This window comes from Streptomyces rhizosphaerihabitans, assembly GCF_025399795.1.
In the GTDB taxonomy this organism is placed as follows: domain Bacteria; phylum Actinomycetota; class Actinomycetes; order Streptomycetales; family Streptomycetaceae; genus Streptomyces; species Streptomyces rhizosphaerihabitans.
In genome coordinates this window covers 224,029-243,056 of record NZ_JAODTZ010000005.1, presented here as the reverse complement: position 1 = coordinate 243,056, position 19,028 = coordinate 224,029, and the positions used below count along the sequence as shown (strand labels likewise).

The following is a 19,028-nucleotide window of genomic DNA, read 5'->3' as shown; positions in this document are numbered from 1 at the left end:
AGGGAGTCAGCGTGCAAGCCGGGCTCGGCCGGGAGTCTGCCGACGCCGTACCCGCAACTCGTGGACGGCTCCAGGCGGATGTGCCGGCCCGTCCACGGCTACGGCGAGGTGGACAGGTGCGGGGAGCGGGGCACGAGCAGGGTGATCTGGCTGGGGGCGAAGACGCGGAACGGCGGCCCCCAGAAGCCGGTGCCGCGGCTGATGCCAGGCGAGCGCAGGGCGGACGAGGCGGGATCGTCGGACGGTCTGCGCAGCGACGTGCTGTGCGTCCTTGGGGTTTTGAACGTCGCGATCGCGGACCAGATCCAGCGGTTGTCCTCGCCGCACCTGACCTTCCGGCACACGTTGAAGGAGACGGCGTCGGCGCGGAAGGAAGCGCGCACCGCCTCCCACCGTGGCGCGGCGAACGATCTGCGGCGTCACGGCCTGGTTGTCGACGGCGGTCGGTCCCGGGGCGGTGAGGAGGTCCGTCTGCTCACCGCGGCCGGTCTGGCCGCTGCGGCGATCGACGTGGGCCGGGCGCCGGAGGAGATGGGCGGTGCCGCTCGGGCGCCCCCACGCGATGACGGTGAACGAGACGGTCATCGCGATGATCCGTCCCAAGCCCGACCTCGCCCTGCTCACAATGCAGCGTGCCGAAGCCCAGGCCGTCGCCCAGGCCGCCGTCGACGCACCCAAGGAGATCGGTGCCCTCACCTCCTACGCCACCGAGGTCGCGCTCGCGGTGAAGGGCACCTGGAAGAACCCCGCTATCGGCAGCGCCCGCGCCGACGTCGTTGTGATCGCCCCGGACGATGTACCGCTGCTGTTCATCGAGGTCGACAACTGCACCGAGGAAGTCGTTGGCCATGGCTTGCGTGTCGTGGCTGCCGGTTCAGTTCCTGAGGACTGTCGTCGTTGCGCTGCTCAGGACATTTGTAGGGCTGCTTGTGCGACACCTGTACTGCAGTATGTGTGCCTCTTGACCCTGCACCACGCCTGTCGACCTCCGTAGGCTTGCGGCATGTTCAAATCTCACAAACCAGGACCGGACGATGCCTGGGAAGGCATTGTCGAGGACAAGTCGCGGGGCATGCTCGACGGTGCGAACATGTACCACTTCGTCAAGGTGAGGCGTGCGGACGGCCAGTTCATGAAGGTGCGCATCGACCGTGGGCTGTGGAAGTCGATCGCGGTCGGCGATCGCATCGCAAAGGAGCGGGGTAGCAGCCCGGTCAAGGCGTAACCTCCCAGGGCGCCGGACGGAGAACACCTCGCAGTGCCCCCTCGCCGGCACCCACAGGCCTACCAGCGCATCCCCAACTCATCCAGCGCCGCGCGTCGCTGCTCACCGAGCTTCCCGGCCCTTCGCCGGGCGTTATCCAAAAAAGCGCCCAGCTTGATCTCTTCTCCATCGACCAGCTCGGCGTGCTTGCGGGCCGGCCGCAGATGACCTTCGCGGGCGTGGAACTGCCGGGCGGCAGCGAGGTTGACGGCCCACCGCTCATCCTGCGACCGCTTGGCCGGCACCATCGCCTCGCCCTCCGCCACGGGCTCGACACCGATCGTCTCGAGCAGGTACTGCTGCGCGGCCATCAGCTTGTCCCGGCCCGCGCGCTGCCCGGCAATCCATGCCCCGAGGTCTTCGCCCTGCACGACCACCTCGCCCGCCTGCGTGGGCAACAGGCCTCCGGCGCGGACGTGGGCGAGGGTGAGCCGGTAGCTGCGCTGCCACCCGATCTCCCACGCCGGACACCACCCCGGATCGATCTCCGCGAGAGCCGCCATACGGCTCTCTGACAGCTCACCGCTATAGGACACGTCTGGCTTTTTTCCTCGCGGGCACGCTGTTGGGCGTTCTCCGCCGTCTTCCTGGCGGCCGTGTGAGCGTTCTTGGCGAACCCCCACCGCTGCTCCCTCCCACATCCGCTGTGGCCGGCGGGAGGAAGCGGCTGTGGACGGCGGCGTAGGAGCGGGCGACTTCGAGGCCGGGTTCCGTCGGCGTGGTAGCGGCGCTGATCCGCCACCCAGCCCCCCGGCGGATGCGCCCCCCAGTTCTCCGGTGACATACGTGAACGGCACCCGTAGCTCGGTGCTACCCGTCTCGCGCAGTCGGCGTGCAGCGGCCTCCATACCCCGCCGCCAGTACGCGCCCTCAGGGTCGATTGCACGCAACTGCAGGAACTGCGTCAGCGCGGCCGGGTCACGATCCTTGCTGAGCTGCAGCACCTCCGTCGCTCGCACCGACATCCGCTCCACTTCAGCTTCGATGTTCTCCAGGTCGTTCTCGCCACCGTCCGACAGGCCGTCTTCGGGTTCCTGTTCGCCCGTCGTGCGGTGCGCAGGCGAGGGTCGGCGAGGGCTTCGATCGTGTCGGACCGGAGGTGGGGGTGGGGGTGGGATGATCCTGTTCTCTCCGGTACGCCTGGCGGCGCCCTGTGTACCGGATCGCTGGTGACCGACGAGGAGGACGAAGGATCGATGACGCTGAACGTGGGCCAACGGGTGCGGCTGGCGGCGGATCTCCGGTTGGCCGGGTCGGTGACCCCGGCCGGGGAGCCGGCGGAGGAGACGGGTGCCTTCGCCGGCTCTGTGGCCCTGGCGGCAGGCATCGAGGGCACTGTCGAGCGTGTGGACGAGCATGACCGGCAGCAGAGCCACGAGGTCCGTGAGTACCTGCGCCTCAAGTCGCTCCTCGGCGACTTCGGCCACCAGATGCCGTCGGCGAGCAGAAAGCAACTTGAGGAGCAGGTGGGGGCCTTGGAAGAGCAGTGGGTCGCCTACCAGCGGCAGATGCTTCGCGTCACGGTCCGCGTCCGGCTCGACAACGGATTCGTCCTCGACGATGTCCCCGAGGAGGCTTTCGCCTGTGCCTGATCAGGCGTCGGGGCGTTCGCTTTCCGCGTGCCGGCCTGTCAGCCGGGCAGGACACCCGGGTTGGGGATGTGATGCGGGCCGAGGCTGTTCTCGGCGGCTCGCAGCGCCAGTGCGAAGGGTTCGGGCAGCGCGGGCCGCTTGAAGAACGCCCGGGTGCCCTCGGCTGCCCAGGAGCACGGGACCGCGTCGGGTTGCGGCAGGTGTTGCGTCGGGGGTTGCGGTAGATGTTGCGCGGCCCCTCGCAGCGCCCTGGAGTTCGCCCAGGTCACCACGGGCGTACAAGCATGGTCGGGGTGCCGACATCCCCGTTGTGGCTGCTTTTGCCCATGTCCCTGGCTGGAGTTGAGGAGTGGGAGGGCGGGATGGGCGGCGCGGACGCAGCCGGGGACCGGGGCGCGCTCGCTCGCGTTGCGCGTCGGCGGGGCCTCCGCGCCGTGCTGCCGTCGGTGCGGTGGCGACACCGGCAGCAGCGGTCCGACGAACTCCCACTCGGCATCGGACAGTTCATGGTGACGTATCACCCGACCATGATCCACCACTCAAGATCTTTTGAAGACGCGTCCTGGCGCGGCTCGAAGTTCTCGTCCTGCCTGTCGATCTTTGATACCCGCGGACTGCTGTAGGAGGCCCTTCCTCACCGCGGATCATCCAACCGGGAGCCGCGTTGGACCGGCACCGCGCAAGATCGAAAGGACAACAGCTATCCGGGCGTGAGTTCCGATCAGGATCCGGCATCCTCGCTGCGGTGCCTGCCATCCCCCTACAGTTACTGTGTGGACCTGGTGACAGCACTCACCGTGGTGGGAACCTTCGCGGGCGTGATAAGCGTTGTGGTGGCGCTCGTCCAGGGCCGACAGCCATCCAATCCTGCACCGGCTACTGGCCCAGGTCCGATCCCAGAAGACCGCACGAGGCGAGAACCACCCCTGGGAGCTCCTGATGCCTCCCCACCATCGGCCCCCAGCGCGGTGCCAATCGCGCGAACTCTTCATCCTCCCACTGGACGGCTGGGGCAGATCCACGGCCGAGATGACGTGCTGGAGCTGTTGAGCAGTCGACTCTCCGCGCCGGACGGCCGCTTTCAGGTGCTGGCTGGTATGGGAGGCGCAGGAAAGACAACGCTGGCTCTGGCGCTGGCAGAGCGCGCAAAACGCCAAGGGCGCAAAGTGTGGTGGGTGTCTGCCACGGAGTAGAGGTCACTGTTGGGTTCCCTCCTCGGCCTGGCTCTCACCTTGGGCGCACCGCCTGCACAAGTGGAAGAGGCACGAGCTGGAGTTCGCAACCCAGCCGATGTTCTGTGGGAGCGCCTGGAGGCGGAGCGAGGATGGCTACTCGTCCTCGACAATGCCGACGATACTGCCACCTTGACGCTCGGTGACGCCCCTGCGCGAGACGGCAGCGGCTGGCTCCGCGCGACGCTGACCGGCCTGATTGTTGTGACCAGCCGGGTCAAGGATCGAAGAGAGTGGGGCCGCCACGGTGCCGTGGTGCCAGTTCCCTGCCTGGACGCTGCAGCCGGCGCCCGGGTCCTTCAGGATCTCGCTCCGTGCGCTGGTGCTCCGGCTGAGGCGCAAGCACTTGCCCAACGCCTCGGCGGCCTCCCACTGGGCATTCACCAAGCAGGGGTGTATCTGGGATCTCCCTTCGCCTTGGAACGCACCTTCACCTCCTATCTGGAGGCACTTGACGATCGATTCCCCCTGCTCATGGGTCAGGCGAGTGGTCCCCGATCGGGCGTGACGCATACATGGGAGCTGTCCCTCGACGCCTTGGCAGCACAGGACAGAGCCCAGGCCCGACCGCTGCTGAGGATCCTCTCCTGCTTTGCCTCATCTGCGGATATCACCTCCGCGCTGCTGGACCTGCAGGTACTGGGGGACGGCCTCGGCATGGCAGATACGTCGGTCCGAAGCGGACTGGAGGCCTTGCTCTCCGTGGGGCTACTTGAGTTGGGGGCAACGCCTGATCCCAACGAAGTCGCCAGCGTGGTCGTTCACCCGATGGTAGCGGCCGCCAGCCGGCAGCACTTGGACGTTCACGTCACGACAGCAGCCGCCCGCGCACTGCGAGTTGCCACCGGTCGACTACGACCGGACGACCCCGAGGACTGGCCCATCTGGCTGCGGCTGTTGCCCCATGTGCGTTCCCTGCTGTGCCTTCCCCCGGCTGCACTGGACGACAGGGGTCTTGCCGCGATCGCATGGGCTGTTGTGAGCAGCTGCTCGGCGTTGAGGTGGAGTGGGGCGTGGTCGGCCCCGGAAGCGCTGACATGCGACGCTCTGCGTCAAGCGGAATCTCTCGGCCCGGATCACGAGGCGGTGCTCTGTCTCCGATATCAACGAGCCCTCGCCGCCTTGTACCAAGGACGCCATGCTGAAGCGGAATCACAGTTGAGCGGCATTCTGACGGCTCAACTCAACACCTTGGGTCCGGATCATCCCGCCACGCTGGCTACACGCCATGAATCGGCACATCTACTTGTGGAACAGGGGCGTCTGACCGAGGCCGAGAGCGCCTGCCGCGATGTGTTGCGTGACCAACTCAGGGTGCTGGGGCCAGAGCATCCGGAGACTCTGGCCACGCGTCACTGGCTGCTGCGGGCTGTCGGAGAGCGAGGACGTTATGCAGAAGCCGAGGCCGGCTACCGCGACCTACTGCGCACTCGGACCCGGGTGCTTGGTCCTGAACATCCCTACACCCTGATGACCTACAACAACCTGGGCCTGCAACTCGCTTATCAGGAGCGTTTCGCAGAGGCGGAGCAGATGTACAGCGAACTCGTCGAGACCCGCCTGCGTGTCTTTGGCTCCCATCACCCGTACACGCTGCAAGCCCGTGCCAACCGCGCCTCGGTCGTGACAGAACTCGGCCGGGTGCAGGAGGCAGAGGATGAGTTACGCGACGTGCTGGAGGCGGAACTACGGGTGTTGGGAGAAGAGCACGTGAACGTACTCGACGCCCGCTACGAACTTGCACGGGCGGTGTGCGCGCAGGGACGTCACAGGGAGGCAGAGGCAGAACTGCGGGCGGTCATCGAGGTCGAGAACCGAGTGCTAGGGCCCGAGCACCATCTCGTAGGAGACGCCCGACTCGCGCTCGGCGAGACGCTAATCGGCCAAGGCAGGGCCGAAGAGGCGATTGCAGAACTCCGGAGTCTTCTCGACGTGCAGACGCGCATCCTCGGTCCGACCCACCCGAGAACGGCGGTAGTACGGGAGGCTTTGGCCACCATAGAAGTCAGCCGCACGTGAGTTGCGCAATAGAAGGTGCTTGAAACGGCAAACGGCTGATCTTGGTTGTCGAGTGTCAGTTGTTGCTCGGGGCCAGGCGGCCTTCGAAGGCTATTCGGAACGCGTTGAGGGTGCTTTCCAGCGCATGGTCCACCGCTTGCGGCCCTTCCCTGTCGGGTCCAGGCTCATCAGAGCCACGTAGATGCACTTCAGCGCGGCGTGAACCGTTCCGGGTTCGATGGAGACTCTGGAGCGCAGGTTGGAACGGCGACGAGAGCCAGGTGGTCGCCCATGGGGGCAGACGAGGCTCTGGCGCCGCTGTTCGGGGCGGCGCCCGCTCTGCACGTCAAGGTCGAGCCGGTGGCGACGTACGTGCCGTCGGCCTGCATGATCTCGTCCCTGCGTCGATCTTGGGTGACCGGGAGATCGAATCTGGTCCGTGGCCGGTCCGGGATCCTTGCCGCCTGCGGCCGAGCGGTGTCAGACCGTCCCTGTCTCGTTGTGGAAAGCGGCCTTGGCGGTCGGGTGCCTGAGGTGCAACGTTGGCTTCAGGCACCCGACTTCAGGGCCTAGAAGAAGCCCAGCTTCTTCGGCGAGTAGCTCACCAGCAGATTCTTCGTCTGCTGGTAGTGCTCCAGCATCATCTTGTGGTTCTCGCGGCCGATGCCGGACTGCTTGTAGCCCCCGAATGCGGCATGTGCCGGATATGCGTGGTAACAGTTGGTCCATACCCGGCCGGCCTGGATGGAACGGCCCGCCCGGTATGCGGTGTTGATGTCCCGCGTCCACACGCCGGCCCCGAGCCCGTACAGCGTGTCGTTCGCGATCTTGATGGCGTCGTCGAAGTCGTCGAACGACGTCACCGAGACGACCGGGCCGAAGATCTCCTCCTGGAAGATCCGCATCCGGTTGTCGCCCTCGAAGATCGTCGGCTGGACGTAGTATCCACCCTTCAACTCCCCGTCGTGCTCGATGCGTTCACCGCCGGTGAGCACCTTGGCGCCCTCCTGCCGACCGATGTCCAGATAGGAGAGGATCTTCTCCAACTGGTCGTTGGACGCCTGGGCGCCGATCATCGTGTCGGTGTCGAGCGGGTTGCCGGGCTTGATGAGCTCGGTGCGGGCGACCGCCGCCTCCATGAACTCGCGGTAGTGGCCGCGCTGGACGAGGGCGCGCGAGGGGCAGGTGCAGACCTCGCCCTGGTTGAGCGCGAACATCGTGAAGCCTTCGAGCGCCTTGTCGCGGAAGTCGTCGTTCTGCGCCCACACGTCGTCGAAGAAGATGTTCGGGGACTTGCCGCCGAGCTCCAGGGTGACCGGCTTGATGTTCTCGGAGGCGTACTGCATGATCAGCCGCCCCGTGGTGGTCTCGCCCGTGAACGCGACCTTCGCTACCCGCGGGCTCGACGCCAGGGGCTTGCCCGCCTCCACACCGAAGCCGTTGACGATGTTCACCACACCCGGCGGGATCAGATCCGAGATCAGGCTCATCCAGTAGTGGATGGACGCCGGCGTCTGCTCGGCCGGTTTGATCACTACCGCGTTGCCCGCTGCCAGCGCCGGAGCGAGCTTCCACACCGCCATCAGAATGGGGAAGTTCCACGGGATGATCTGCGCGACCACGCCGAGCGGTTCGTGGAAGTGGTACGCGACGGTGTCGTCGTCGACCTCGCCGAGCGAACCCTCCTGGGCGCGGATCGCCCCCGCGAAGTAGCGGAAGTGGTCGATCGCGAGCGGGATGTCGGCCGCCAGGGTCTCGCGTACCGGCTTGCCGTTCTCCCAGCTCTCGGCGACCGCCAGTTTCTCCAGGTTCGCCTCCATCCTGTCGGCGATCTTGAGCAGGATGTCGGCGCGCGCGGTCACCGAGGTACGCCCCCAGGCGGGTGCCGCCGCGTGTGCCGCGTCCAGTGCGCGTTCCACGTCCTCGGCGGTGCCTCGCGCGACCTCCGTGAACGGCTGTCCGTTCAACGGGCTCGGGTTCTCGAAGTACTGTCCGCGAGCCGGCGCGACGTACTCCCCTCCGATGAAGTGGTCGTAACGCGCCTGGTAGGAGATGATCGCGCCTTCACTGCCGGGCGCCGCGTAACGGGTCATGCTGGTTGCCTCCCGGAGAAGTGCTGCCCGCCGTTGGGCAGCTCTCGCCGCGAGGCTAGGAACCCGGACGTTGCATCGACGTTGCGCGGCTCCGAAGTCTTCGGCCCCGCCCCGCAGATGGGGCCACGTCCCCTCCGCACGTGGAGCCGTGCCCGATCCGGAGGTGGAACCGTGCCCGTTCCACAGGGTGGTGCCGTGCCCGTTCCGTTCAGCGCGGTGACGGTCGCATACGGCCGACGCGTGCGGAGTGCGCCCATCCGGCCGGTGCGGCCTGCTCGGACTCCAGCTCCGCCAGGCGCGCGTGCACGGCCGCCGCCGGGCGCAGCGCGGACAGCGCCCGCCAGACGTCGAGATCGTCCTCGCCCCACGGCGCACGGGCCCAGTCGGCCAACAGGTCGGGGTCCCGCCGGGCGATGATCGCCGTCCGCAGCCCGTCGGCGAGCCTTCGCCGCAGCCGCACCACCGACGGCGCCGTCGAACCCGGCAGCAGCGGACCGGCGTACACCGCCGCGGCCGCCGTCACCGCGCCGCTGCCGAGCCGCCGCTCCACCACCGCCACATCGGACTCGACCGGCCGGGTGAGCCGGTAGGGCCGCGATCCGAGCAGGCCCGGACCGAGGATTCTGCGCAACCGCGCCAACTCGGCCCGCAAGGTCACCGGCGTCACCGACTCGTCCTCGTACAGCGCGCACTGCAACTCGTCGCCCGTCAGGCCTTCCGGATGCCGCGCCAGCAGGACCAGGATCTCGCTGTGCCTGCGGCTGAGCCTGATCTTCCTGCCGTCCGCGACGAGTTGAGCCTCGTCGCGTCCCAGCGCGGTCAGTTGGAGGGCGCCGGCCATGGCCTGCGGCGGTGCGAGCAGCGCCAGATGGGCCTCGGCGGCCCGTGCCACCGCCTGTACGAAGCCGAGGCTGTGCGGATGGGCCAGCCCGTCCCCGCCCGTGATGTCGACCGCGCCGAGTACCCGCCCGGTGCGCGGATCGTGCACGGGGGCCGCCGCACAGGTCCAGGGCTGCACACGCCGGATGAAGTGTTCGGCCGCGAACACCTGCACCGGACGGTCGACGGCGACCGCCGTGCCCGGCGCGTTCGTACCGACCGCCGTCTCCGACCACCGCGCGCCCGGCACGAAGTTCATCCGTCCGGCCTGCCGCCGCGTCCCCGGATGTCCCTCGACCCACAGGAGCCTGCACTGCGCGTCGCAGACCGCCAGGAGATGCTCGCCGTCCGCCGCGAACGTTCCCATGAGCTCCCGGAACAGCGGCATCACCCGCGCGAGCGGATGCTCCGCCCGGTAGGAGCCGAGTTCCCCGTCCATGAGTTCGACCCTCGCGGTGCCCTCCGGAACGACGCCCGCCCGTGCCGAACGCCGCCACGACTCCGCCACCACGGCACGCACCGGCCGCGGCACCGTCCCGGCCTCGGTGAACGACTGGTACGCGCGGCGCAGCAGCCGAACCCGCTCGGCGGGATCGGTCCCCGGTTCCAGGGCCACCCAAGGATCGGTCAACTCGGCCTCCCGGAAGGCGATGCGGCTGGGTCCATCGTCACTCCCGGTGCGGGCCCCGACAACCCGTGTGACGCTCCCCTTCCGGCCGGTGCCTCGCGGCGTGTCCGCTCGGGCCACCGCGAGGCCGCCCCTGGTCAGGCGAAGTTGACGAGCCTGATGTAGCGCGTCCAGTCCCAGTTCGGCCCTGGATCGGTGTGATCGGTGCCCGGCACCTCGTAGTGACCGAGGATGTGGGCGCGGTCCTTGGGGATCCCGTACTGGTCGCAGATCGTGGCGGTGAGCTTGGCCGACTCCTCGTAGAGGGCGTTGGTGAAGTAGGCCGGCTGGTCCACCCAGCCCTCGTGCTCGATTCCGATACTTCTGGTGTTGTAGTCCCAGTTGCCCGCGTGCCAGGCGACGTCGCGCTCTCTCACGCACTGGGCGACTTGGCCGTCGGCCGAGCGTACGAGGTAGTGGGCGGACACCTTCTTCTGCGGATTCTGGAAGATGGACAGAGTCGTGGTGTACGTCGCTTGTGTGACGTGGATGATCACATAGTCGAGTTCGTAGCTGTAGGGGCGATCGGACGCCGTGTAGTTGGAGCTGGTCGCCGGAGTCCACTCGGCGCCCGGATAGTCGACGGCCGCCGACTGCGCCGTCGCCTTGGCATCGGGGAGTAACGCGTACGGGAGGGCCGCGAGGGCTGCGCCCTTGAGCAGCTGCCGCCGGCTCGGGAACGACCGTGCTCGCTCCATGGAGAGTTGGCCTTTCGTCGGTGGGGGGTTGGGGGCTTGAGCTCTACGTCGGTGGGCTGAGGCCTGAAGGTTGCAGGTTGGGCGAACGAGTTGGGAGCCGGGAGCGCGGACTCTGGGTCCGGAGCCCCGGACCGTGGGGCTTGGATCCCTGGAGCCGGGCCCCCCGAGCCAGAAGCTGTGAGGGGGCCCGGAGTCGGGAACCGGGCGGGGCCGGGAACCGGAGGGGCGGGAGCCGGGAGTCACAACCGGAGTCGGGTGTCGGGAGCGGCGTGTCGGTCAAGGGCCTGTCGCACGCGGGCCGCTCGATCAGTGCCGGAGCGACGCGGCCGTCTCACGCAGTCGGGCGTGCAGTCCGCGATGGGTCTCACGCGGGGGCAGCCATTCCTTGCGCAGCTTGGCGACGCATGTGTAGTTGGTGTCGCAGACGTTGGCGACAGGAGACTCGACCGTCTGCGTCGCGAACTGGTACGCGTCCAGCTCGCTGAACCCGTAGTCGCGCACCAGCCACTGCACGAGGTCGAGCTGGGATATCCGGAAAGCGTCCTCCAGCGGGCGTGCCGAGCCGGTCGAGATGATGTGGGTGTCGGACTCGATGCGGGGCCAGGGGGTGGCGACTCCCTTGAGGAGTTCGACGATCACCACTGTGTTCATCGCGCATTCGACGGCGACTCCGCAGGTCTCGCCCTCACCCTGCCGTGCGTGCCCGTCGCCGAGGCTGAGCAGGGCCCCCTCGACGTTCACCCCGAGGTAGCAGGTCACTCCGGCCCGCATCTCCGGCGTGTCCATGTTTCCGCCGTGCGCGTCGGGCACCAGAGCGGAACGGACCTCCAGATTCGCGGGCGCCACACCGACGGTGCCGTGCATCGGATCCATCGGCAGTTCGATCCGGATGTCGCTGTCCCGCGCGCTGAACAGCGCGGTCCGCCGCTCCCGGTCGAGCTGCCAGATCCACACGGTCTCCGGCAGCGGCGGCTGGAGGGACGCGGTGGTGTGTGTGGAGGTCAGGGCGCCGAAGAGGGGGACCGTCGTCGACGCCGCCCAGTCACGGGCCGGCTCGATCGAGACGAAGTGGACCGCGACCGTGTCGCCCGGCTCCGCTCCCTCGACATGGAAGGGACCGGTCTGCGGGTTGAGAAACGGGAACTCGCACACCTCGGACACCAAGTCCTTCTCGGAGCGGACCCGTCCGGCGAAGCAGTCCTCGGTGTAGAGATCGAGCACGGTGCCCGGCGCGATGCGTGCCACGGGCGGCGCGCCGCCGAACGTCCAGGCGAACTCGCCCGGCGCGGGGCGCACGGTCAGGATCCGGGGGTCGCTCATGGCTGCACGGCTCCGCTCTGCGAAGGGGCGGGGGTGGAGTTCTCGTCGAAGTGGACACGGGCGGTCTCGGCTATGCGCCCCGGGTGGCGGCGCAGCAGGAAGATCAATATCACGACACCGGCCGACATCCAGGCACCCACGACCGGCCCGGCGTACGACACGGGCGCGGTCAGCTCGGTCACGAAGTCGAAGACCGGCAGACCCGCGGCCGTCAGCAGCGCTGGAACGAAGGCGATGATGCCGAGCAGCGGGAACACCAGATGCCGAACGGGCTTGAACAACTCGCGTCTGCGGCGCAGGAAGTAGCCCGCGCAGGCGAGATTGACCACGATGTACACGCCGATCACCACGGTGACGATCACTGTCGCGAGGAGCAGGAACGCGGTCACGGGGTCGTACGACAGACCGAGCCCCAGCATGGCCGCCACGGCCACGGCGCACTGCACGGCCACCCCGGCCGCGGGGGAGCGGTGTTTCGGGTGCACGCGCGCGAAGAGCGCTGGGAAGATCCGAATCCGAGCCAGGGCGAAGGCCGTTCGCGTGGAGACGGTGGCGCACGCGTTGGCGTTGGCGATCGTCGAGTTGACCACCGCGAGGAACACCAGCACCCAGAACAGCCCGAACGAAGCGCGTGCCACGCCTTCCCACGAGGCGGCGCCGGAGGCTCCGAACCCCGCGAACCGGTCGGGCCCGAAGTACACCGACATGGCGTACGTCGTCAGGACGTAGACGAGACCGATCGCGAGCGCCGCGCCGAGGACGGCCCGGTGCATCGTGCGGCGTGGGTCCTTGGTCTCCTCCGCGAGCGGGGCCGCCGCCTCGAACCCGGCGAAGGCGAGCACGGTGTACACCGACCCCGCGAACACACCACTGATCCCTTCGTACCCCGTGGCGGTGTGGGATGTCCCGAACACCGACAGCGTGTTGTTCCCGCCGGCTTTGGCGATCAGCCACACCGCGAAGACGAGGAAGACCAGTACTTCGAAGACGCCGAGGACGGTTCCGAAGCGGGCCGAGGCACGTACTCCCAGATACCCCGCTACCGCGATGACCGCCGCGCCCGCGAGCGACCAGGGCCACCAGAGGTCGTCCGGATACGAGGACCATTCCTGGTGCAGTGTGCCCGCCGTGGTGAACCCGAGCTGAAGAAGCAGCAGAGGCGGCACCAGGGCTTCGACGAACACGTAGCCCCAGCCCACGAGGAATCCGACGGACGGATGCAGCCCCTGTGCGGTGTAGGTGGCCACCGACCCGGCGGCGGGCATTTCCCGTGCCAGCTCGGCCACGCACGACGCGGTGAACAGACAGGCCACCAGGGCGATCAGTACGGACAGCGGCAGACTGCCGCCCGCGAACGCCGCGCCGGACGGAATGGACGCGGCGACCGCCGCGGCCGGCGCCATGGCCGTGATGCTCTGGAACAGGACCTCGCGCAGGCCGATCGCCTCGCGCCGCAGCCCCGGAACTGCCCCCTCCGACATGTGTCCCCCCGATTCGACCGGAACACAGCCATCGGCAGGACGGCTGTGCCTCGCGTGAATTACGGTACGGCGCTTGCCGGTTGGGCAGGAAGAGCGAGGCGCGAGTCCGTGGACAGCCCGAGGATTGTGGACACACCGATAACCCTCAAGAGGGAACGGCCTTCGTGCGATGCGCGAGCCTCGACGCCTGACGTGCGGGCCGGGCGTGGAGCGCGACCCGTGAGCTGCCCACGGTTCCGGCGGAGTCGTTCCGCGAGTGGTGGAAGCGTACGCGGGGCGGAAAGGACACGACCAAGTGAGCAGCAGGGATGGCCCTGCGCGCGACCGTCGGGCGGTGTTCCGCTCACGCCCGTCGGGTCGCGTTCCGCCCACGCCTGTCGGGCCCCGTTTTCCGCCTGCGGCGTCGGCCGTGTTCCGACTACGCCCGTCCGGCCACCGCCGCCGGGTCGTCGAGCACCCCTCGTACCACTGAATGCGCCGCTCCCAGCAGCGGCCCCTCGGATCCCAGTCGGGAGACGTGCACGGGGATGGCGGGGCCCGCCGTGCGTCGTGCCAACTCGCCCTCCAGCGAAGGGAGAAGCCAGGGTGCGAGACCGGCGAGGGCCCCGCCCAGCACGACCGTCTCCGGGTCCAGCAGGTTGACCGCTCCGGTCAGGGCGATGCCCAGAGCGGTTCCGGCGTCGCGCAGGGCGCGGCGTACGTTCGGATCACCCTCGGCGGCGCGCCGGGACAGCAGCCCGACCCGGTCCTCGCCCGGTTCGAGACCGGCGGCGCGCAGAACGGCCTCCTCACCCGCGTACTGTTCGAGGCACCCGCGTCCGCCGCACGGGCACTCCGGTCCCTCCGGACGCACTGGTATATGTCCCAACTCGCCCGCGAAGCCGCGGGTCCCGCGCAGCAGCCGCCCGTCCACGAGCACCGCGGCACCGATGCCGATCTCCGCGGACACGTGCAGAAAGTCGCGTGGGGTCGCGTCACCGAGCCAGAGCTCCGCGAGACCGCCGAAGTTCGCCTCGTTGTCCACGGTCAGTGGCAGCTCGGAGGGCAGCAGCTCACCGAGGTCCGTGTCGTGCCAGTCGAGGTTCGGGGCTCGGACCACGGTCCGGGCGTCGCGTGCCACGAGTCCGGGGACGGCGACGGCGAGGCCCGCGGGCCACAGCCCTTCCCGGTCGGCTTCGGCGACGACCTGGCGCACCAGCGCCGCCAGCTCCCGGATCACGGGCCCGGCCGGCCGGCCGCGGTTCGTGCCGTGGCGTACGGCGCGGGCCCGCACGGCGCCGCGGAGATCGACCGCGCACACCGCGAGATGGTCGACGCCCACCTCCGCGCCGATTCCGGCGGGACCGTGCCCGCTGACGGCGAGAGCGGAGCCGGGCCGCCCCACTCTGCCGGGCCGCTCGGGCCCCAGTTCCTCGAGAAGCCCCGCGCGGATCAGCTCGTCGACCAGGGTGGACACGGCGGCCCGGGTCAGGCCGATGTGGGAGGCGACGGCGGCACGCGACAACGGTCCCTCGTCGCTGACGGTGTGCATGACCCGAGAGAGGTTGCGGCGGCGCATGCCCTGCTGGGTGTCGGGCAGTCGCCGGCCGGAACCGGTCGGGTGGGCCTCGTGCAGTGGTGCGGTCATGCCTCCGTCAATCCTCGTCCGGCCGGTCCCGTCGGCCTGTGTCGGTGCACGGTCCCCACAGGGCGGTTCCGCGTCGTGCGGGCCCCACCGGGCGGCCCCGGTCGGTACCGCTCACGCGAGACACCACTCATGAGAGCCGGTCACGCCGGGGCGGCCGGGTCGGTCCTGGTCAGTTCTTGTCCGGCTCCCGTTCGAGCAGCGGGGCCGCGTCGGAGAGTACCTCGGTGATCCTCGCGAGCGTCTCCTCGTCCCGCTCCACGGCGTCGAGCACCGGCCCGCGGGCGGTGCCCCAGCGCCGGGCGACCGCCGCGGGGTCCTCGCCCGTCAGCAGGCCCGCCGCCTGGGCGGCGGCGCCGAGCGCGACCAGTTCTCTGGCCTCGGGCACCTGAACGGGCCGCCCCGAGAGCCGGCGTACGGTCTGCTGCCAGGCCTTGCCCCGAGCGCCGCCGCCGATCAGCAGCAACGGCGCCGTGGGGTCGGCGTCCGCGTCCAGCACGAGGTCGAGGGCGCCCAGCAGGGAGTGCACAGCGCCGTCGTACGCGGCCTGGAGCAGTTGCCCGCCCGTCGTGCCGTGCCGGAGTCCGTGCAGCAGCCCGGCGGAGTGCGGCAGGTTCGGTGTGCGCTCGCCGTCCAGATAGGGCAGCAGCGTCACCGAGGAGCCGGGCTCGACGGCCTCGCGGTCGAGGCCGAGCAGCGCGGCGATCCGGTCGACGGCCAGCGTGCAGTTCAGCGTGCAGGCCAGCGGGAGCCAGTCGCCGCGCGCGTCCGCGAACCCCGCCACCGTGCCGGACGGGTCGGTGGGGCGGTTCGTCGAGACGGCGTACACCGTGCCCGAGGTACCGAGGCTCACCACCGGCGTTCCCGGGCGCAGCCCGAGGCCGAGCGCGGCTGCAGCGTTGTCCCCGGTCCCGGCCGCCACCAGAGTGCCCCTGGAGAACGGGAGCTCACCCCTGGCGTGCACCGTCCCGACCACCTCGCCCGGCCGGGCGACGCGGGGGAGCAGGGCGGGGTCGAGACCGATGTGCGCGAGAACCTCCTCGTCGTACGCCTCGCTCCCGGAGGCCCACCAGCCCGTGCCGGAGGCATCGCCGCGGTCGGTGGTGCCCTGCCCGGTGAGCCGTTCGGTGAGGTAGTCGTGGGGCAGCCGGACCGCCGCGGTCGCCCGTACGGCCTCCGGCTCGTGCTCGGCCAGCCAGGCCCACTTCGTGGCCGTGAAGGACGCGGCGGGCACACTGCCGGTCCGTTCGGCCCAGGACTTCGGGCCGCCGAGCTCCTCGACCAGCCGACGCGCCTGCGGCGCCGAGCGCACGTCGTTCCACAACAGGGCCGGGCGTACGGGCTCGCCCCGGACGTCGAGTGTCACGAGCCCGTGCTGCTGCCCGCCGATCGACACCGCCGCGGCTTCGTGCGCGGCGTCACCGCACTGGCGCAGAGCTTCACAGAGCGCGTCCCACCACTGGCGGGGATCGCTCTCGCGGCCCGCCCCGGTGGAGACGGTGTGCGGCGCCTGTCCGCTCGCCACCACCTGTCCGGTCGACGCGTCGACCACCAGGGCCTTGGTGGACTGGGTGGACGAGTCCACCCCGACGACGAGCGGACCCTCGGCTGCTGACATCGGCTCTCCCTCTTCCGCGGGTCTGCGGAATCTGTGCTGGTCACGGGGTCGCCCGGACCGTCACGGCCCGGGTCCCGCACTTCGTCCCTGGACCGGCATGACCAGGGTTACGTACTTCGTCTCTTCCCAGATAAGCTCCCGCATACTAATTTGTAAACCGCCATGACGAAATCGTCGGAGCTAGCAAGGAGCCGCGACATGAACTACCAGCCCACCCCCGAGGACAGGTTCACCTTCGGCCTGTGGACCGTCGGCTGGCAGGGAAGGGACCCGTTCGGCGATGCCACCCGGCGCGCCCTGGACCCGGTCGAGACGGTGCAGCGCCTGGCCGAGCTCGGCGCCTACGGAGTGACCTTCCACGACGACGACCTGATCCCCTTCGGGTCCTCCGACAGCGAGCGTGAGTCGCACATCAAGCGGTTCAGGCAGACCCTGGACGCCACGGGCCTCAAGGTGCCGATGGCCACCACCAACCTGTTCACGCACCCCGTCTTCAAGGACGGCGCGTTCACCTCGAACGACCGCGACGTGCGCCGCTACGCACTGCGCAAGACCATCCGCAACGTCGACCTGGCGGTCGAGCTCGGCGCCGAGACGTACGTCGCCTGGGGCGGCCGGGAGGGAGCGGAGTCCGGCGCGGCCAAGGACGTACGCGTCGCCCTCGACCGCATGAAGGAGGCCTTCGACCTCCTCGGTGAGTACGTGATCTCCCAGGGCTACGACCTGAAGTTCGCGATCGAGCCCAAGCCGAACGAGCCCCGCGGCGACATCCTGCTCCCCACCGTCGGCCACGCCCTTGCGTTCATCGAGCGCCTGGAGCGTCCGGAGCTGTACGGAGTCAACCCGGAGGTCGGCCACGAGCAGATGGCCGGGCTGAACTTCACGCACGGCATCGCGCAGGCCCTGTGGGCGGGCAAGCTCTTCCACATCGACCTCAATGGCCAGTCCGGCATCAAGTACGACCAGGACCTGCGGTTCGGAGCCGGCGACCTGCGGTCCGCGTTCTGGCTGGTCGACCTCCTGGAGAGCGCCGGTTACGCGGGCCCGAAGCACTTTGACTTCAAGCCGCCGCGGACCGAGGACTTCGACGGCGTCTGGGCGTCGGCGGAGGGCTGCATGCGCAACTACCTGATCCTGCGCGAGCGTGCGGCGGCGTTCCGGGCCGATCCCGAGGTCCAGGCTGCGCTGCGCGCCTCGCGTCTGCACGAGCTGGCGCAGCCCACCGCGGAGGACGGCCTGGCGGCGCTGCTCGCCGACCGTGCCGCCTTCGAGGACTTCGACGTCGAGGCCGCGGCCGCGCGCGGGATGGCGTTCGAGCAGCTGGACCAGCTGGCGATGGACCATCTCCTGGGCGCGCGGGGCTGATCGGGCCGCCCCCAAGGGCACGGACCCGCCTTCCGGCGGGTCCGGCCCGCCCTCCCTGACGGCTGATCCCGCATGGAATTTCCCGGAATCATGCGATCCATGGCATGAGTCCGCATCAACTTCCGCATAGGGGTCGCGCGATGACCGGTTCGAGGCGACTCTTGGCGGTATGGCCATGCCGCCCGAACCGCCTCAGCCTCCACGGTCGCAGGGCGACCCGCATCCTTCCGGGGGTGATGTTCAGGGCCCGCGTTCCGGGGGCTACAGCTCGCCGCACTCCGGCGGTTACGGTCCTCCGTCCTCCGGCGGCTATGGCCCTCCGTCCTCGGGTGGTTACGGTCCTCCCCCGGGCGGCTACGGCGCTCCTCCGAGGGGCGGCGGCCCTCCCTCCGGGGACTACGGTCAGTCGTCACAAGGGGGCGATCGGCCTCCCGGGCAGGGCGACGGGGGATGGCCGCCGCCCCCGCCGCCCGGACCGCCGGACGGGCCCGGCGGTCACCGCGGAGGGCGGCGCCGCAACACCCTGCTCCTCGTCATCGCTGTGATCGTCGGTGTCGGTGTCATCGTGGCCGTGGCCGTGGCGGCCGCGGGCGGCGGCGGCAAGGACAAGAAGTCCCCCACCGAGAGCACTGGGCGGTCGCCGAGCCCCTCCCTGAGCCTCCCGTCCGAGCTGCAGTCGCTTCTTCCCTCGGGCTTGCCCAGTGTCGTACCGTCGCTTCCCTCGGACCTGCCCAGCGGGCTGCTGCCCAGCGACCTGCAGTCGTTCCTCCCGTCCCTCGCGGACGACGAGGTGCCCTATTACATGCTCCGGAAGGGCGATTGTTTCGACGCGGACGTCAGCTTTCCCGGACAGGCCGCCAAGCGCCTCTGCACCCAACCGCACGACGCCGAGGTCGTGAAGGTCTCCGAACTCAACGGCACTTACACGACGAACGCCGCCCTCAAGAAGGCCGCGTCCGCGCTGTGCAAGGCTCCTCTGGAGCGAAAGGCGGCCGACCAGACCGCCGGTACGGTGCGCGACACTCTCGTGCAGTATCCGGACACCGGCGGCTACAGGACCGGCATCGACAAGGTCGCCTGCAGCCTGGCCGCTGACCTGGGAAAGGGCGCCCACAAGCTCACCGGGCCGCTGAAGTGAGCGACACGCGTGCGGGGTCGCTGTCCATCGTCCACGCACGCGTGCCGAGTTCAAGGGGC

The 19,028-nt window shown here is 69.4% G+C and carries 14 protein-coding genes and 2 pseudogenes; 6 read left to right on the top strand and 10 right to left on the bottom strand.

Going from position 1 to position 19,028, the window contains the following annotated elements; genetic code table 11:
- Positions 1 to 98: 98 nt before the first annotated feature.
- Positions 99 to 239 (bottom strand): annotated as a pseudogene (locus tag N4G66_RS45850) (metallophosphoesterase); the annotation flags it as partial.
- Between the two features lie 299 nt (positions 240 to 538).
- On the opposite strand from N4G66_RS45850, the gene N4G66_RS07490 reads away from it, so the two are divergent.
- Together N4G66_RS07490 and N4G66_RS07485 are read left to right on the top strand one after the other, a co-directional pair.
- Positions 539 to 994 (top strand): hypothetical protein, encoded by a 456-nt coding sequence (locus N4G66_RS07490; protein WP_261703170.1) that lies wholly within the window; start codon positions 539 to 541, stop codon positions 992 to 994.
- Between the two features lie 9 nt (positions 995 to 1,003).
- Positions 1,004 to 1,225 carry a DUF7489 domain-containing protein gene (locus N4G66_RS07485; RefSeq protein ID WP_261703169.1) on the top strand — a complete coding sequence of 74 codons (222 nt, stop codon included), beginning with the start codon at positions 1,004 to 1,006 and terminating at the stop codon, positions 1,223 to 1,225.
- Positions 1,226 to 1,284: 59 nt separating this feature from the next.
- On the opposite strand, the gene N4G66_RS07480 is transcribed toward N4G66_RS07485, so the two are convergent.
- Entirely contained in the window at positions 1,285 to 1,767 is a 483-nt protein-coding gene (locus N4G66_RS07480; protein WP_261703168.1) for a helicase associated domain-containing protein, read from the bottom strand.
- 693 nt (positions 1,768 to 2,460) lie between these two features.
- Between N4G66_RS07480 and N4G66_RS07475 the strand changes: the two genes are divergently transcribed.
- Together N4G66_RS07475 and N4G66_RS07470 are read left to right on the top strand one after the other, a co-directional pair.
- Positions 2,461 to 2,856: a hypothetical protein gene (locus tag N4G66_RS07475; RefSeq protein WP_261703167.1), complete on the top strand. Its 396-nt coding sequence runs from the start codon at positions 2,461 to 2,463 to the stop codon at positions 2,854 to 2,856.
- A 1,364-nt stretch (positions 2,857 to 4,220) separates the two neighbouring features.
- Positions 4,221 to 6,107 carry a tetratricopeptide repeat protein gene (locus tag N4G66_RS07470; protein ID WP_261703166.1) on the top strand — a complete coding sequence of 629 codons (1,887 nt, stop codon included), beginning with the start codon at positions 4,221 to 4,223 and terminating at the stop codon, positions 6,105 to 6,107.
- A 55-nt stretch (positions 6,108 to 6,162) separates the two neighbouring features.
- Here the strand turns inward: N4G66_RS07470 and N4G66_RS07465 are convergent.
- From N4G66_RS07465 to xylB, 8 genes and pseudogenes are all read right to left on the bottom strand, one after another.
- Positions 6,163 to 6,305: pseudogene (locus N4G66_RS07465) on the bottom strand (IS256 family transposase); the annotation flags it as partial.
- A 350-nt stretch (positions 6,306 to 6,655) separates the two neighbouring features.
- Complete coding sequence (exaC, locus tag N4G66_RS07460) at positions 6,656 to 8,179, bottom strand: acetaldehyde dehydrogenase ExaC (protein ID WP_261703165.1); 1,524 nt, start codon at positions 8,177 to 8,179, stop codon at positions 6,656 to 6,658.
- 208 nt (positions 8,180 to 8,387) lie between these two features.
- On the bottom strand, positions 8,388 to 9,689 hold the full coding sequence (locus tag N4G66_RS07455) for a helix-turn-helix domain-containing protein (protein WP_261703164.1): 1,302 nt from the start codon (positions 9,687 to 9,689) through the stop codon (positions 8,388 to 8,390).
- A gap of 134 nt (positions 9,690 to 9,823) precedes the next feature.
- Positions 9,824 to 10,423, bottom strand: a complete 600-nt coding sequence (locus tag N4G66_RS07450; RefSeq protein WP_261703163.1) for an N-acetylmuramoyl-L-alanine amidase — start codon at positions 10,421 to 10,423, stop codon at positions 9,824 to 9,826.
- Positions 10,424 to 10,729: 306 nt separating this feature from the next.
- Entirely contained in the window at positions 10,730 to 11,743 is a 1,014-nt protein-coding gene (locus N4G66_RS07445) for an acetamidase/formamidase family protein (RefSeq protein WP_261703162.1), read from the bottom strand.
- Positions 11,740 to 13,224: an APC family permease gene (locus tag N4G66_RS07440; RefSeq protein ID WP_261703161.1), complete on the bottom strand. Its 1,485-nt coding sequence runs from the start codon at positions 13,222 to 13,224 to the stop codon at positions 11,740 to 11,742. Before N4G66_RS07440 ends, N4G66_RS07445 begins: the two co-directional genes overlap by 4 nt.
- A gap of 418 nt (positions 13,225 to 13,642) precedes the next feature.
- Positions 13,643 to 14,851 (bottom strand): ROK family transcriptional regulator, encoded by a 1,209-nt coding sequence (locus tag N4G66_RS07435; RefSeq protein ID WP_261703160.1) that lies wholly within the window; start codon positions 14,849 to 14,851, stop codon positions 13,643 to 13,645.
- A gap of 169 nt (positions 14,852 to 15,020) precedes the next feature.
- Positions 15,021 to 16,466 carry a xylulokinase gene (gene xylB / locus N4G66_RS07430; protein ID WP_261703159.1) on the bottom strand — a complete coding sequence of 482 codons (1,446 nt, stop codon included), beginning with the start codon at positions 16,464 to 16,466 and terminating at the stop codon, positions 15,021 to 15,023.
- Positions 16,467 to 16,664: 198 nt separating this feature from the next.
- Between xylB and xylA the strand changes: the two genes are divergently transcribed.
- Both xylA and N4G66_RS07420 read left to right on the top strand, forming a co-directional pair.
- The gene (xylA, locus tag N4G66_RS07425; RefSeq protein ID WP_261703158.1) at positions 16,665 to 17,831 is read left to right on the top strand and encodes a xylose isomerase; all 1,167 of its coding nucleotides are present in this window, start codon (positions 16,665 to 16,667) and stop codon (positions 17,829 to 17,831) included.
- A 541-nt stretch (positions 17,832 to 18,372) separates the two neighbouring features.
- Positions 18,373 to 18,969: a hypothetical protein gene (locus tag N4G66_RS07420; RefSeq protein ID WP_261703157.1), complete on the top strand. Its 597-nt coding sequence runs from the start codon at positions 18,373 to 18,375 to the stop codon at positions 18,967 to 18,969.
- Positions 18,970 to 19,028 lie beyond the last annotated feature (59 nt).

Bases quoted from the DNA above. Each gene is read 5' to 3' on its own strand.
- N4G66_RS07485 (WP_261703169.1), top strand. From the start codon at position 1,004: ATGTTCAAATCTCACAAACCAGGACCGGACGATGCCTGGGAAGGCATT.
- N4G66_RS07480 (WP_261703168.1), bottom strand. From the start codon at position 1,767: ATGGCGGCTCTCGCGGAGATCGATCCGGGGTGGTGTCCGGCGTGGGAG.
- N4G66_RS07475 (WP_261703167.1), top strand. From the start codon at position 2,461: ATGACGCTGAACGTGGGCCAACGGGTGCGGCTGGCGGCGGATCTCCGG.
- exaC (WP_261703165.1), bottom strand. From the start codon at position 8,179: ATGACCCGTTACGCGGCGCCCGGCAGTGAAGGCGCGATCATCTCCTAC.
- N4G66_RS07450 (WP_261703163.1), bottom strand. From the start codon at position 10,423: ATGGAGCGAGCACGGTCGTTCCCGAGCCGGCGGCAGCTGCTCAAGGGC.
- N4G66_RS07445 (WP_261703162.1), bottom strand. From the start codon at position 11,743: ATGAGCGACCCCCGGATCCTGACCGTGCGCCCCGCGCCGGGCGAGTTC.
- N4G66_RS07440 (WP_261703161.1), bottom strand. From the start codon at position 13,224: ATGTCGGAGGGGGCAGTTCCGGGGCTGCGGCGCGAGGCGATCGGCCTG.
- N4G66_RS07435 (WP_261703160.1), bottom strand. From the start codon at position 14,851: ATGACCGCACCACTGCACGAGGCCCACCCGACCGGTTCCGGCCGGCGA.
- xylB (WP_261703159.1), bottom strand. From the start codon at position 16,466: ATGTCAGCAGCCGAGGGTCCGCTCGTCGTCGGGGTGGACTCGTCCACC.
- xylA (WP_261703158.1), top strand. From the start codon at position 16,665: ATGAACTACCAGCCCACCCCCGAGGACAGGTTCACCTTCGGCCTGTGG.